Annotated in this window: 12 protein-coding genes; 7 read left to right on the plus strand and 5 right to left on the minus strand. The window is 65.7% G+C overall.

Annotated elements, in window-relative coordinates:
- The first annotated feature begins 142 nt into the window (after nt 1-142).
- From ACXZ1E_RS10575 to ACXZ1E_RS10600, 6 genes are all read left to right on the plus strand, one after another.
- Complete coding sequence (locus ACXZ1E_RS10575) at nt 143-1,471, plus strand: amidohydrolase family protein (RefSeq protein WP_458040473.1); 1,329 nt, start codon at nt 143-145, stop codon at nt 1,469-1,471.
- Between the two features lie 218 nt (nt 1,472-1,689).
- Nucleotides 1,690-3,075 carry an NtaA/DmoA family FMN-dependent monooxygenase gene (locus tag ACXZ1E_RS10580; RefSeq protein WP_458040474.1) on the plus strand — a complete coding sequence of 462 codons (1,386 nt, stop codon included), beginning with the start codon at nt 1,690-1,692 and terminating at the stop codon, nt 3,073-3,075.
- A 46-nt stretch (nt 3,076-3,121) separates the two neighbouring features.
- Entirely contained in the window at nt 3,122-4,174 is a 1,053-nt protein-coding gene (locus tag ACXZ1E_RS10585) for an ABC transporter substrate-binding protein (protein ID WP_458040475.1), read from the plus strand.
- Nucleotides 4,174-4,986 (plus strand): ABC transporter ATP-binding protein, encoded by an 813-nt coding sequence (locus tag ACXZ1E_RS10590; RefSeq protein ID WP_458040476.1) that lies wholly within the window; start codon nt 4,174-4,176, stop codon nt 4,984-4,986. Before ACXZ1E_RS10585 ends, ACXZ1E_RS10590 begins: the two co-directional genes overlap by 1 nt.
- Nucleotides 4,986-6,605, plus strand: a complete 1,620-nt coding sequence (locus tag ACXZ1E_RS10595) for an ABC transporter permease (protein WP_458040477.1) — start codon at nt 4,986-4,988, stop codon at nt 6,603-6,605. Before ACXZ1E_RS10590 ends, ACXZ1E_RS10595 begins: the two co-directional genes overlap by 1 nt.
- Nucleotides 6,606-6,684: 79 nt before the next feature.
- Nucleotides 6,685-8,070 (plus strand): NtaA/DmoA family FMN-dependent monooxygenase, encoded by a 1,386-nt coding sequence (locus tag ACXZ1E_RS10600; protein WP_458040478.1) that lies wholly within the window; start codon nt 6,685-6,687, stop codon nt 8,068-8,070.
- Between the two features lie 19 nt (nt 8,071-8,089).
- Here the strand turns inward: ACXZ1E_RS10600 and ACXZ1E_RS10605 are convergent, their stop codons facing one another.
- Together ACXZ1E_RS10605 and ACXZ1E_RS10610 are read right to left on the minus strand one after the other, a co-directional pair.
- Nucleotides 8,090-9,466 carry an NtaA/DmoA family FMN-dependent monooxygenase gene (locus tag ACXZ1E_RS10605; protein WP_458040479.1) on the minus strand — a complete coding sequence of 459 codons (1,377 nt, stop codon included), beginning with the start codon at nt 9,464-9,466 and terminating at the stop codon, nt 8,090-8,092.
- Nucleotides 9,467-9,491: 25 nt separating this feature from the next.
- Complete coding sequence (locus ACXZ1E_RS10610) at nt 9,492-10,067, minus strand: nucleoside 2-deoxyribosyltransferase (RefSeq protein WP_292814153.1); 576 nt, start codon at nt 10,065-10,067, stop codon at nt 9,492-9,494.
- Nucleotides 10,068-10,228: 161 nt separating this feature from the next.
- On the opposite strand from ACXZ1E_RS10610, the gene ACXZ1E_RS10615 reads away from it, so the two are divergent.
- A complete protein-coding gene (locus ACXZ1E_RS10615; RefSeq protein ID WP_458040480.1) occupies nt 10,229-11,212 on the plus strand; it encodes a nucleoside hydrolase in 984 nt (327 codons plus the stop codon).
- A 238-nt stretch (nt 11,213-11,450) separates the two neighbouring features.
- Here ACXZ1E_RS10615 and ACXZ1E_RS10620 read toward each other — a convergent pair.
- The 3 genes from ACXZ1E_RS10620 to ACXZ1E_RS10630 form a co-directional block, all read right to left on the minus strand.
- Nucleotides 11,451-12,643, minus strand: a protein-coding gene (locus ACXZ1E_RS10620; protein ID WP_458040481.1) for an IS3 family transposase whose coding sequence is annotated in 2 segments (ribosomal slippage) — nt 11,451-12,356 and nt 12,359-12,643 — 1,191 coding nt in all. Because the reading frame shifts where the segments join, the coding sequence is not laid out codon by codon here.
- Between the two features lie 241 nt (nt 12,644-12,884).
- Nucleotides 12,885-13,634, minus strand: coding sequence for a hypothetical protein (locus ACXZ1E_RS10625; protein WP_458040482.1), 750 nt, complete (start codon nt 13,632-13,634; stop codon nt 12,885-12,887).
- On the minus strand, nt 13,631-13,957 hold the full coding sequence (locus ACXZ1E_RS10630; protein ID WP_458040483.1) for a PadR family transcriptional regulator: 327 nt from the start codon (nt 13,955-13,957) through the stop codon (nt 13,631-13,633). Before ACXZ1E_RS10630 ends, ACXZ1E_RS10625 begins: the two co-directional genes overlap by 4 nt.
- Nucleotides 13,958-14,073 lie beyond the last annotated feature (116 nt).

The following is a 14,073-nucleotide window of genomic DNA, read 5'->3' on the forward strand; positions in this document are numbered from 1 at the left end:
GCGGCGGGAGTAGGCGCTCGGTGTGTGATAGACATTCTCCGCAAAGAGACGAATCGATTTGGCACATGCGACTCCCGTCGCCCCCTCTATTGGAGGACAAATGACCCACCACGCAGATCAGATCATCCAGAATGCGCACGTCATGACATTCGACGGAAGCTCTCGCGTCATCGCCGATGGTGCCGTCGCGATCAAGAACGGGGTCATCGTCGATCTCGGCACGACGAGCGATGTCAACGCTCGCTGGACCTCGCCCCATCGGATCTACGCCAGCGGCGACATTGTCTTGCCTGGGCTGACCGATGCGCATCTGCACACCGCCCAAACACTGATGCGAGGATTGCTACCGCAACTCGCGACGCGTGGCGCTCTGCGCGTGCCGACGTGGCGCGAGTACCTGGTTCCCTTCGAATCGAACCTCCGTCCCGAAGACGTCGAACTATCGGGCCTTCTGGCCTACTCATCGATGCTCCTCACCGGCACGACCGCCTTCTTCGAAGCCGGTGGACCGCACCCGGAATCGATGGCGCGAGCCGCATGGACGACCGGCATACGCGGCGCCGTCTCGCAGAACACTATGGACAGCGGCGAACGCATTCCCGCTTCCATGCGGATGACCACCGATGAGGCCATCGCGCGCAACATCGCGGTGGTCGAGTCTTTGCCGTCCGCATCGGACGGGTCGCTGCGCGTCACGGGCTGTATGTCGCTGCGGCAGATCATCACCTCGACCCCGGAACTGGTCGCCGGCATCCACCGCGAAGCGAAATCGCGCGGCGTCAAGGTCCATACGCATCTCGTCGAAGGAACCTACGAGATCGATTTCGCCCTGGAACGGTTCGGTCGGCGCCCCATAGACCACCTGATTGAGGAGGGGTTGTTCGACGACACCCTGCACGGCGCGCACTCGATCCTCGTCGACGACGACGACATCGACGCCTTCGCGCGGCACGGCGTCTCGGCCGCGCACTGCGCGAAGGGGAACTACGCCATCGGGGCGCCCCCTGCCCTTCGGATGTGGCGACGCGGGGTCGCGATCGGGCTGGGCACCGACGGGGTCGCCAGTCTGGGAACACTCGACCTCTTCCGCGTCGCGATGCTCGCACGGATCGGTCAGCAGCTCGTTGAGGCGACGCCCGTCCACAACCGCAACGGGGTGCGCGGCGAAGAGGTGCTCGCGATGGGCATCGTCGGCGGCTCGCGCGCTATGGCGCTCGAGCAGCACACGGGATCTCTGGAGATCGGGAAGCGCGCGGACCTGATCGTTCTGCGAACCGACGGCCCCGATGCCGCGGCCTATGCCTCGCCGGAGGCGTTCGTCTACGAGTGCGCCGGAGGGCGAGACGTGCGGCACGTCCTGGTCGACGGAGAGATCGTGGTGCAGGACGGCGAAATCCTGACTGTGGACGTCCGCGAGATCCGGGCTCGTGCGGCGTCGCGACAGAAGGAACTCGCCGAACTCATCGCCTGACCGCGCGCCTGTCGCCCGCAGGCCGGATCGTCACCGGTGTTCGGTCCATCCGCCGTGCGCGAATCGCAGCGGGACGGAATGACTTCGATCCGGCCTCCGTTTGTTGCGGCCGGATGACGAATCTTTTCGGGGCGTTTACGAAATGCCTCGCTGGTGCGCCCCGACCTCGCGTGGAGTGCAGAATCGATTCCGCAGGCTCTATCGAGAGGAGGCACGACATGACCGCCAGCACGAAGCCGCTCACATTCGGCGCGTTCGAGGTGATGTCACCCGCCTTCCTCTCGAATGCGTGGTCGCACCCCCTGAGCCAGACCAAGGAGTTCGCCACCCTCGCGTTCTGGCAGAAGCTGGCACGCCGCCTGGACGACGGAGGCTTCGACTACCTGTTCTTCGCCGATGCGTCGGGATACCCCATGAACTCGGCGGGCGAGGTGCCCGAGGCGGTTATCCGCGAATCCGTGCAGTTTCCCGTGCTCGATCAGATGTCCCTCGTGAGCGGCCTGGCGGCGACGGTGGATCGTCTCGGCTTCGTCCTGACGGCATCGACCACGGTGGAGCGACCGTATGTCCATGCCCGCCGCTTCACCACGCTCGATCACCTGACGAACGGACGCCTGGGCTGGAACATCGTCACGAGCGACATGCAGGAATCCTTGACGCGACTGCTCGGTGAGACCGAGGTCATGGCCCACGATCTGCGCTATGACCGCGCCGAGGAGTTCGTCGATCTGTGCCTCGAGTTGTGGGAGACAGCGTGGGACGACGACGCGATGGTTTTCGACAAGGCGAGGCGCGTGGCGATCGAGCCGTCCGCGGTGCGGCGGATCACGCACCACGGCACGTACTTCGACTTCGACGGCTACTATCCCGCCAACCCCTCACCGCAGCGCACCCCGACCCTCATGCAGGCCGGTACCTCCCCGAGAGGCCTGCGCTTCGCCGCGGACTTCGCCGAGGCCGTCTTCGTACAGAAGCGGGACATCCCGTCGGCGAAGGCCGTGGTCGCACGTGTGCGTGACGCGGCAGAGGCCGCGGGCCGGTCGCGCGACTCCGTGAAGGTCGTCAATAGCGTCTCGGTCATCGTCGGGGACACCGAAGCAGAGGCCCGGGAGCTCCGCCGGTCGCTGTCGACAGCACCCAGCACCGCCGCGATGGCGGCCCTGTATATGGGTTGGAGCGGTGTTGACCTCATGCAGTACGACCCGGAAGACACACTCGACGGCGTTCGCAGCGAAGTAGGCCAGTCGAGCGCGTTGAAGTATCAGTCGCCGGATGGGAAGAGCCCGACGGTGCGAGAGATCCTCGATGGGATCGTCGAGACGACCGGCGGATTCAAGATCACGGGAACACCGTCCCAGTGCGCTGCCGAGCTGGAAAAGATCGCGCGCGAGACCGATCTGGACGGTTACCTCATCGAGTGCACCTTCGGCGGAACCGTGTCATACGACGCATTCATCGACAAAGTCGTGCCGCTCCTGCGTGAGAACGGCATCATGCCCGCCGAACCTCGTGGCGGCACACTTCGCGAACGTCTCATCGGCACTCCCACGCCCGCACTGTCGGCGCTCCCGCGTCCCGTCCTCCATCCCTCCCAATCCATCTGACCCGAACACTGCACGTCCAATCACCTCCACCAGAAGGAGCACCGAGATGTCCACTCGCGTTTCCCGTTCTTTGTCCGCCCGCCGATTCGCCGCACTCGCGGCGGTGACCGGAATATCCCTCACCCTCGCAGCCTGCGCGGGGGGCTCCGAGCCCGCATCCGTCCCGTCCGCCGACGGAGCGCCGGCAGATCTGGGTGCAGCAGCCATTCAATTCGGATGGCTTCCGAACATCGAGAACGGCGCCATCATCGCTGCCGTTGAGGAGGGGTACTACGACGACCTCGGCCTCGACGTCGAGATCCTTCCCGGCGGACCGGAAGTCGCCGTCGACGCACAGATCGTCAGCGGCGGTGCGCTCGTCGGGCTCATGACGACCGAATCGCTCGCGAATTCCGTACTGAGTGGCGCACCGCTCGTCGGCGTCGCTGCCGTCTACCAGTACTCCTCCAACGCGATCGTCTCGCTCGCGGACTCGGGCATCGAAGAACCCATGGATCTGGAGGGCGCGACGATCGGACTGAGCGCGAACGACCGCACCACCCTGCCGTTCCTCGAGTGGCGCGGACTCGACATGGACACGATCACGACCGTACCGGTCGACGGCTCACCCACGCCCCTTGCCTCAGGTGAGGTCGACGCGATCGTAAGTCCGATCGGCAACGTGCCGGTCGTCCTGGCCGCGCAGGGAATCGAGACCAGCGTCATCCCGGTCGCCGACCACGGCTACAACCGATGGAGCTCGATCCTGACGGTGCGCCAGGATTCGCTGGAAGATCCCGAGAAGCTGGCGCAGATCCGCGCGATCATCGAAGGCACACTCGTGGGCGTCGAAGTCCTCCTGGAAGACCCCGCGGCCGTCGGCGAGATCACCTACGAGGCATACGGCGAGCAGCTGGGGCTCGAGCTCGAGACCCAGGTCGAGGGCGCCGTAGTGTGGGCCGACTTGATCGAACGTGGACGGGAGCGCTCTGGTGGCGCGCTGCTGGAGGTCACCGAGTCCGGCATCGAAGAGACGCAGTCGCTCTTCGACAACATCCTGGTCATCGACCTCGATGCGAACGACATCTTCGACCTGACCGTAGCCGAAGGCATCCTTTGATGACGGATGCCTCGGCATCGGCCCTCGGCGCCGAGGCGGGCTCGATTCGAGCCGGCCTCGGCGCGGAGGAAGTCGTCAAGACGTTCAAGACCAGCCAAGGTCCGGTCACGGCGCTCGATGGCGTCTCGTTCGACACGGACCGAGGATCATTCACGGCACTGATCGGGCCGTCGGGATGCGGCAAGTCGACCCTGTTAAGGATGTTCGCGGGACTCGACAGCCCCACGTCTGGGCAGGTGTCGCTCCTCGGCCAGTCGGCCACCGACGTCCAGCAGGCGCATCACATCGGTGTCGCGTTCCAGGACTCCGCACTTCTGCCCTGGCGTTCGGTCGAGGCCAATATCGCTCTCCCGCTACAGGTCGCGGGGCGACGGGTCCAGAAGAAAGCGATCGCGGACCTGATCGCGCTCACCGGCCTGGCGGGCTTCGAGAAGGCACGACCCGCGCAGCTCTCGGGCGGTATGCGGCAGCGCGTGGCGATCGCGCGTGCGCTCGTCCTCGAGCCCACAGTGCTTCTCCTGGATGAGCCGTTCGGTGCACTGGACGACATGACGCGTCACACCATGAACACCGAACTGCAGCGCATCTGGACGGAAAGACCGACGACCACCCTCCTGGTCACGCACTCTCTCGCAGAGGCCGTGTTCCTCAGCGATCACATCTTCGTGATGGCGGCCCGTCCGGGTCGGATCGTCGCCCGCGTCGATGTCGGGCTGGAGCGGCCCCGCACGACAGAAGCGCGCACCAGCCCGGAGTTTCACGCGTACGCGGATCAGCTGTCTCAGCTGCTGTTCGAAGCGAAGCGCACGTGATGGCGACAACCCATATCACCGAGGCCCCCCGCGCGTCACGCAGACCAATCGAACCCCGCAGTTTCGTCCTGCCCGCGACGATCATCGTCGGGTTGTTCGCCGCGTGGATCCTGGTGGCCTGGGCGTTCTCCGGTCGGCACGTGATCCCCTTCCCCTGGGAGCTCGGAGCGCAGCTGGCGGCTGACGCAGAACTCATCGGAAGGAATGCGCTCTTCACGCTCAACAACGCGGCGTTGGGGTTGATGTGGTCGATCATCGTGATCATTCCGCTCGCGGCGATCTGCTTCCTACTGCCGATCAGCCAGCCCGTGGTGATGATCGTCGCGATCGTCCTCAATGTGATTCCGACCGTCGCGATCGCACCGATCCTGATCGCGGCTCTGCAGCCCGAGATGGCACGTGTCGTCGTCACCGCGCTCTTCGTCTATTTCCCCCTGCTCATCGGAGTGCTCCTCGGATTTCGCTCCGTCGACGACCGCAGCCTCGACGTCATCACGGCGAGCGGAGGACGCGAGTGGGCACGACTGCGATTCCTGCGCCTGTGGTCGGCGCTGCCGAGCATCGTCGCCGCTCTGCAGATCGCCGTCCCCGCGGCGGTGCTCGGCGCGCTGATCGCCGAGTTCTTCGGTTCGGCGGAGGGACTGGGTGCGCTCCTCATCTCGGCTCAAGAGATGATGCTGGTGAACCGTGTCTGGGCTATCGGGATCTTCGCGGGCGTCATCGCCGCCCTGGGTTTCGGTCTCGTCGCACTCCTGGCGCGGGTCGTCGTACCGTGGGCGGGTCGCGGAACGTCGGTCGGCACCTCGGTTGCGGGCGCCCAATCGACTCCGCTGGCCTCGTGGTCCGCGATCGGCTCCGCTCTCATCGCGTTGGTCGTCATCATCGCCTTCTGGTACTCACTGCGGTTCGCTTTCGGCCTCGACGAGTACTTTGTCAAGCTGCCGCATGAGCTCCTCGTGTACGCATTCACGGGCGACGCCCTGCGCGGCCTGGGCCCGGAGGCGTTCTGGGGCGTCTTCCTCGTGGCGCTGGGCGAAACCGTAATCGATGCTTCCACCGGCTTCATCGTGGGAATCGTTCTGGCCATAGCGGGCGCGCTCGCGCTGGTGGCGGTGCCCGGACTCAGCCGGGTTGCGCTACCGCTCGCGATCGTCCTCAGGTCGCTCCCGATCCTCGCGATGCTGCCGATCGTCGTGATCGTGTTCGGGCGCGGCATCCTGACGGTAACCATCGTCGTCGTCCTCGTGAGCTTCTTCCCCACCCTCGTGAACGTGATGACGGGGCTGCGCGCCGCGCCCGACGGCGCGATCGATGTGGTCAGGGCGAGCGGCGGCTCGAGTTTCGATGCGGCGCGGCGGGTGCGCTTACTGTACGCCGTCCCCTCGATCATCGCGTCGACGCAAATTGCGGTGCCCGCTGCGATCGCGGGCGCGACGCTCGCCGAGTGGCTCGCCACCGGCAATGGCGTCGGATATCTGCTCACCCTGTCGTCGGCACGCGCCGAATACCTGCAGCTGTGGGCGGCGAGCATCGCCTTGGTGATCGTCGTCCTTGTCGTCTACCTGCTTCTCGGCATCGTAAGCGGCTGGGTCACGCGTCGACTCGGAATCTCCGGCTGACCGCACGCACCCGCCTCGAAGCACCGCTCGCGGCATCTCTGCATGTCATCGCGGCATCTCTGTCTGTGAAAGGAACCCCATGAAGCGAATCGGCCTCGGCGTCTTCGAGTCCGCGCGAGCGGCGAACGGAAACAAGTTCGCTCTTCGGCATCCCGAGAGCCGCCACCACGAGTACACCGACCTCGCCTTCTGGGTCGAGATGGCGCAACTGCTCGACGCGGCGGACTTCGACTACCTGTTCTTCGCGGACGGCTACGGGTACCCGATCGACGCGGATGGCGACGTTCTGCCCGCAGCCGTCGAGGGTGGCAGCTTCTCCGGGGTGGAGTCGGTGACCCTGATCCCGGCCCTCGCGTACGCGACGCAGCGGCTCGGTCTCGTCTTCACTAGTCCGACCGGTCTCGATCACCCCGTGCACACGGCGAGACGCCTGGCCTCGCTCGACCATCTGACGAAGGGAAGGCTCGGGTGGAACGTCGTCACCGGCTCCTCGCAGGACGCGATCGCGCTCCTCTTCGGCCACGAGCAGATGCGCGCCCACGACGACAGGTATGCGCGGGCACGGGAGTATCTCGAGATGGTGCTCGCGTTGTGGGAGGGATCATGGGAGGACGATGGCGTCGTTGTGGACCGGGATCGCGGTGTCTATGCCGACCCGTCAAAGATCCACCGTCTGGACCTGAGTGGCGAGTTCTACAGCACGTCCGGCTATCTCACCGTCGAGCCTTCGCCTCAGCGCACGCCTGTCCTGTTCCAGGCTGGCACCTCGGAGGTGGGCAAGGACTTCGCAGCGCGATACGCGGAGTGCGTCTTCGTCAAGTCCGAGAGCCTGGAACGCACGGCTGAGAGCGTCGCTGACATCCGGCGCCGAGCGGTCGCGTATGGACGGGATGCGAACGACATCACGATGTTCTGCAGCGTCAGCATCATCGCGGGCCCGGACCGCGACGAGGCTCACGCATGGCGCAGGAGCATAATCGATCTGCAGACGGACGAGGGTGCGGCAAGTCAGTTCCGCGCCCTCGCTGGCATCGACCTGATGTCGCTCGACGCGACCCTGCCCCTCAGCCAGCGCGGCACGGATCTCGGCGAGATGAACCAGAGCGACGTGCGCAAGTACCTCCCTCGGCCGGGCGAGCGCGCGATGACCGTGCGTGAGATCCTCGACGACCTCAAGGGTGCGAAACTCGGCGACTGGACCATCACAGGGGGCGGCGAAGAGGTCGTCGACGCCATGACGCGCATCGTCGAGGCGACCGACATCGACGGCTTCATGCTGCAACCGGCACTGGACATCGCCGAGCTGCAGCGCTTCGTCACCCACGTCCTGCCCGTCATGCAAGAGCGTGGCCTCCGCGTCCCCGCCTCGTCCGCGGGCGACACCTTCCGCGGGCGGCTGAGCGGACATCCTCGCCTGAGCGATACGCATCCGGGCGCTGCCAACCGTGGGGTCGCCGCCTCCTGACTCCTCCCCGTGGTTCCGGCTAATGGCCAGCTGCCGCCGTCTCGACTCGGAACGGGGCGCCCATGTGGTCGTCCGAGATTCGAGGACCGGCTTCGAGCATCCTCTCTCGTAGAGAGGCAGCCTCCAACGGGAATTGCGGAAGGCGTCCCCGGCGTCGCAACTCCGGCATGACGAACTCAGCGAAAGCGTCGACCTCTTGCAGCCCGAACACGGGACGGATGAGAACCCCATCGAGGTCGGTACGGTCGATCAGCTCCTCAATCCGGTCGGCGATGTCGGCGGGGTCCCCCGCCATCCCGAAGCCCGGGTTCTTCAGCTCGACGAGGATCTCCCGCACCGTCGGTCCCGACTCGCCGTCCCGCGGGAGAAAGCGATCGACGTTCGTCTGGCCGAGCTCGGTCTTCAGCAGCTCGGCCGGCACCTGCGTGAGGGGTTGGTCGGGGTCGAGACCGAGAAGGTCGATGCCCGTGCGGTGCTTGTACACCGTGGCGACATCCTCGTCAGATGTCAGCGCCTCGTAGTCGGAGCGCAGACGGAGCGCCTCCTCGCGGGTGGGAGCGACATTGACGGTGATCCCGACGACGATCTTGATCCGCGCGGGGTCGCGGCCGGCGGCGTCGGCGCGCGCTCGGATGTCGGCTACCGCCTCGGTGACCTGCTCCGCCGACATCGCCTGAACGAGCACGCATTCGGCATACCCCGCGGCGAAAGCCTTGCCCGCGGGCGAGGTACCGGCTTGGAAGAGGAGCGGCGTCCGCTGCGGCGTCGGCGCGACGGAGAGGTACCCCGAGGACCGGTAGAACGTGCCTTCGTGTTCGACGCGGTGCAACTTGGCGGGATCCGCGTGCATCCCGCTCTCGCGGTCTTCGACCACCGCTCCGTCTTCCCAGCACCCCTCCCAATACTTCAGTGCGAGATCCACGTACTCCCGGGCACGCCGATACCTCTCGTCGTGCGGCACCATCACGGCGTCACCGAAGAGAGAGGCGACCGAGTCCTGCGCGGCCCCCGTCACGATGTTCCAGGCGATCCGTCCGTGCGTGAGCTGATCCAGCGCCGCGAAGCGGCGGGCCGTCTGGATCGGGTGGTCTCTTCCGGTCGGATACGTCACCACGAAGCCGAGGTCACGCGTCGCGTGCGCAAGCGCCGGGATCATAAGCATCGCATCGCTTCCGGCGAAGCCCTGCTTGACCGCGGCGTCCGAGAGCTTGCCGTCGACGGTGGTGAATCCATAGCCGTCTGCGAACAAGAGAAAATCGAAGCCGGCCGCATCCATCTTCTGGGCGTACTCGATCCAGTAGTCGAGCTCGCCGTAGCGGTGGGACGTCGCGCGCGGATGCGCCCACGTGGGTTTCGGTGTTGCGAACTCGAAAACGCCCAGCTTGATCTGCTTCACGTGTGCCTCCTTCGTTGGACGTTCGTCATGCGCCGGAGCGGAGCACGTCGCGGATATGCTGCAGGCATCGCGTGAAAGGACCGAGGTCGTCCCACGGCACCCATTGGGCCGCGCGAATCAGGGCCCCTTCGCGCAGGAGGATGCCGCCTTCCAGCATGAGGTTGTCGGACATTCCGTGGTCCTCGACCATCTGCCCGTCTGTCATCCGGAGGATGCCCTCTTCGTCGCGAGCCGTCCCGCCGTCGTACGCCGCCACGCGCTCCGAGTAGTCGCGAGGTTCGTGGGTATAGCCGAAAACGAGTTTGCCCTGAGCCGCCATATAGCCGAGTTCGTAGACTGTGCCGACGTCGGCGCTGATGCCGCGGAAGGGTGTGAGGTTGGCGATGCAGATCTCCGCCTCGTCCATCCGCCGCTCGTTGCGACGACTGATCCCGATTCCTCGCCCGAGGGGCGTCGCCGCATCCCCAGGGCTCAGGTCGGCGTGCAGGGGCGACGGCTCGAAGCCCACGCTCGCACTCAGCGCACGTTTGCGCTCGATCAGTTCGCGAGCCTGCGGCAGAAACACCTCGGGCCCAGCCAGATACACGCGGCGCGATCTCACGTGCCATTCCTTCCGCTCCCACGCTCCGCGTGGATACACTTGTGACGAATCGATTCCGCACCCAGTATCTTCCGGGGATACGGTCTCGGCACACACCGAAACGAAGTCTTAACGAGTTGTTGACAGACCCGGCCTCCGGGCGACCGACGAGAGGCAGATCCGTGCAATCCATCACCCCCTCGACCGAACCTGACGACCGCCTCTTCGTCATCGACTGCGATACCGGGATCGACGACGCCCTGGCGCTCGGCTATATGCTCGCGCGCCACGGGGACCGGCTCGTCGCGGTCACAACGGTCTTCGGCAACGTCTCCGTTGCACAGGCGACGATCAATACGCTCGATCTGCTTGCTGTCGCGGGTCGACCGGATATCTCGGTTCACACGGGTGCGGCGACGTCGCTGGACGGGGCCTTCGCGGGGACCGCCCACCGCGTCCACGGGACGAACGGCTTCGGCGGCGTCGCGCTCCCCACATCCGCGCGACAGCCATCAGCCGAGTCCGCGCCGGCGGCGATCGTCCGTCTCGCCCACGAATACTCGGGTCGACTGGTGATCATCGCCGTCGGGCCACCCACGAATCTTGCGATCGCACTCTCGATGGACCCGTCGATCGCGACGTTGATCGATGAGGTCGTCGTCATGGGAGGTGCTGTGCAACACGCCGGGAACGCCACCCCGGTCGCCGAGGCGAATATCTGGCACGACCCGGAAGCGGCGCAGCGGGTCTTCGCCTCTGCCATGCGCGTACGCATGGTGCCGCTCGACGCAACGATGCGCCAGCGCCTAACCGCCGCGGACGCTGCCCAGCTTCAGGCCTCCTCCAGCACGACCGCGAGACTGATCGGTGAAGCGCTGGTTCACTATCTCGGGTTCTACGAGGACGTCTTCGGTTTACAGGAATGCGCCCTGCACGACCCTCTCGCTGTCGCGGTCGCCGTCGGCGACGAATCCGTCCTACACGAGGCCCGTTCGCCCATCACGGTCGAACTGGCCAACGGGCCATCGCGCGGCGCCACCATCGTCGATCTGAGACGGGCCTACCACGGGCCGGTCGCCGTCGAAGGCGCGCGGAATCGAGTCGTCCTACGCACCGAGGACGATTTCGGGTCACGCCTCGTTGCAGCGCTGCACACCCTGCCCTGAGCTCGGGCACGGTCCCTGGCGCCTGGGCGCCGTCCGACACATCATCCGTTGAACCCGTCCTGAACGGTTTGTCTCATCCACCTTGCTCGCTACCGCTGCCACCTACGATCCAGTGAGTGTGTCGGGCCGAGCGGTCTGGTATTCCTATTGAATGTCGTGGGTCCAGCAATTGATACAGGTGTCCTCATCGTGATGCTGATCAGGTGGGACTGCTGCACGGATAGGTGACAGGTTGTAGTCACGCCGCCAGTGCGGCGGTCGTGTTCATGATGGTCTCGAACTCGATGGGCGTCAAACGGCCCAGGCGCCGTTGGCGTCGGCGTCGGTGGTAGGTCCGCTCGATCCAGGTCACCAGTGCGATGCGCAGTTGCTCACGCGTGGTCCAGGAGTGTCGGTCGAGGACGTTCTTCTGGAGCAGGGCGAAGAAGCTTTCCATGGCCGCGTTGTCTCCGCTTGAGCCGACTCTGCCCATCGATCCGACCATGCGGTGTCGGGTCAGGGCGCGCAGGAATTTCCTGCTGCGAAATTGGCTGCCGCGGTCGCTGTGAACCACGCAGCCGGCGACGTCGCCGCGCATGGCGACAGCGTTCTCGAGCGCTTGGACGGCCAGACGAGACTTCATTCTCGAATCGATCGAGTACCCCACGATCCGGCCGGAGAACACGTCCTTGATCGCGCAACAGTAGAGCTTGCCTTCCGCGGTCTTGTGCTCCGTGATGTCCACCAACCAGAGCTCGTTCGGCGCCTCGGCCGCGAACACATGTCGCGTTCTGCCGTCCTCGTCGATGACGGCGCAGAGATCGTCGTGGACCGGCGGGCCTGGCTTCTTGCCATTGCGGCCCCGCTTCTTCCCGAACGCGGACCACCAGCCATTGCTCGATGCGATCCGCCATGCGGTCCGATCGGCCATCGCTTCACCCGCCTCCGCTGCCTCGTCGGCGAGCAGCCGGTGACCGAACTCCGGGTCATCCTTGTGCGCGTCGAACAACGCGTTCGCACGATACGCCTCCACCACCTCACTGGGCGTGATGGGAGCGGCCAGCCACCGGTAGTAGGGCTGACGAGAGAGCTTCAAAACCCGACACGTCACCGTCACAGGGATCCCTGCAGCGGCGAGCTCCGTCACGAGCGGGTAGAGCCTTTTCCCGGCAGGTTCGCCTGCGACAGATACGCCGCCGCCCGCCGGAGTACTTCGTTCTCCTGCTCGAGTAGCCGGTTCCGCTTCCGCAGTTCACGGATCTCCGCCGCCTCGGTCCGGGACTGGCCGGGCTTGGCGCCCTCGTCGACCGCGGCGCGGCCGAGCCACTTCTGCAACGTCATCGGGTGGACGCCGAAGTCTTTCGCGATCTGCTCGATCGTGACTCCGGACTCGCGGTTCCTCGCGACGCGGACCACGTCGTCACGGAACTCGGTGGGATAGGGCTTTGGCACGATGCCATCCTTCCAGGCCACCCTCCCGGGCAAGCCAGATCAGATGTCACCTATCCGTGCAGCAGTCCCCAGGACCATTGGAGCGGCTTTCAACCTGACCAGATCAACCGGCTCATCAAACGGCTCGCCTGAAACCCAGCGATGGGCCCCGCAGGCAGAATGTCTGGCGGGGCCCATCGCTGGGTCTAGAGCGGCTCGGATCGGTCTGACAGGCGCTGCACGCTGGGCGAAGTTTTCGCGGTCAGGCGAGTTCGCGTTGCTCTGCACCGAACAGCCCGGTGCCGCTTCCTCGCCGGGCTGAGCGGATGGTGAGCCAGAGGAGGACACCGCCGGCAGTCGCGGCGACGATTCCGGCGAGCAGGCCGAGGTAGAGCGGAATTGCGCCGACGAACCCGGCGGCGAATCCGACGGTGAGGGCCCAGTCTTTGGACATCCCACCGCGCTGGAAGCTCGGCGCGGCTGCTACGGCGACGGCGATACCGATGAAGGCTGCGCTGAGAGCGCCGATCGCCCATAGGCTCCCGACGCTCGGAATGATTCCGGTGCCGTCGCGAAGAATGGCGATGTTCATGGTCGTGAGGAGTGCCAGGGCGGCAAACGCAGAGGCGAGTGCAGGAACAACCGTCTGGACGCTCCACCGTCCGTCGTGGGAGGCGCGGAGGCTCCATAGGGAGAGGCTTAGCAACAGCGGGCCGGCGAAGAGCCACAAGGGGTTGCCGATGGCGTTGTTGCCTCCGAGCGCGAGAATGTACCCGACCACGATGGCGGCGGTACCGAGTGCAGCAGTGACGATGGGAAGGGTATGGCGGGTGCGTTCGAAGAGTCCCTCCGCGCGCATGGCCGCTTGATCCTCGGGGCTGAGTTTGGCTGCGTCGCCGACTTCCTCGGCGCGGTCCATATGGAGACCGATCAGTGCGTCCCCGTGCTGCTGACGCCAGTGCCGCGGGTACCACCGCAGCATCCGTTCGACATCCTGCTCGAGAGTGGTCATGCGGTGGCCGCCTTCCCGGTTGCGTTTCGGAGTCGTTCGTGCGCGAGGCGCGCCTGCGACTCCAGCTGGTCGGCGCGTGCTTCCAAGGTCTGCGCCCCCGTGGGGGAGAGGACGTAGTAGCGGCGGGTGCGGCTCTGGACGACTTCCTCGCCGTCGGGGGTGATCCACCCCTTGCTGACCATGACCTCGAGTGCCGCGTACACGGTGGCGACAGGCAAGGACTTCTCGAGCTGCTCCTCTGCGTCGCGCAGCAGACCATAGCCATGGCGGCGGCCTGCTGCCAACGAGGACAGGACCGCGAACTGCAGATCGGTAACGCTCATGCATTCATATTAGCAGTTTATATTCTGATGGCTCGGAATATCTGGAAAAGCAGAGTTCTAGTTGATTAGAGTGATGCTGAGTACTCGCCGAGAGTCGGCGACTAGGGCAGATCGGG

Source organism: Pacificispira sp. HM-600, assembly GCF_977993705.1.

Coding starts and splice junctions, on each gene's coding strand:
- ACXZ1E_RS10590 (WP_458040476.1), top strand. CDS start 4,174: ATGACGGATGCCTCGGCATCGGCCCTCGGCGCCGAGGCGGGCTCGATT.
- ACXZ1E_RS10625 (WP_458040482.1), bottom strand. CDS start 13,634: ATGACCACTCTCGAGCAGGATGTCGAACGGATGCTGCGGTGGTACCCG.
- ACXZ1E_RS10575 (WP_458040473.1), top strand. CDS start 143: ATGACATTCGACGGAAGCTCTCGCGTCATCGCCGATGGTGCCGTCGCG.
- ACXZ1E_RS10580 (WP_458040474.1), top strand. CDS start 1,690: ATGACCGCCAGCACGAAGCCGCTCACATTCGGCGCGTTCGAGGTGATG.
- ACXZ1E_RS10585 (WP_458040475.1), top strand. CDS start 3,122: ATGTCCACTCGCGTTTCCCGTTCTTTGTCCGCCCGCCGATTCGCCGCA.
- ACXZ1E_RS10600 (WP_458040478.1), top strand. CDS start 6,685: ATGAAGCGAATCGGCCTCGGCGTCTTCGAGTCCGCGCGAGCGGCGAAC.
- ACXZ1E_RS10630 (WP_458040483.1), bottom strand. CDS start 13,957: ATGAGCGTTACCGATCTGCAGTTCGCGGTCCTGTCCTCGTTGGCAGCA.
- ACXZ1E_RS10595 (WP_458040477.1), top strand. CDS start 4,986: ATGGCGACAACCCATATCACCGAGGCCCCCCGCGCGTCACGCAGACCA.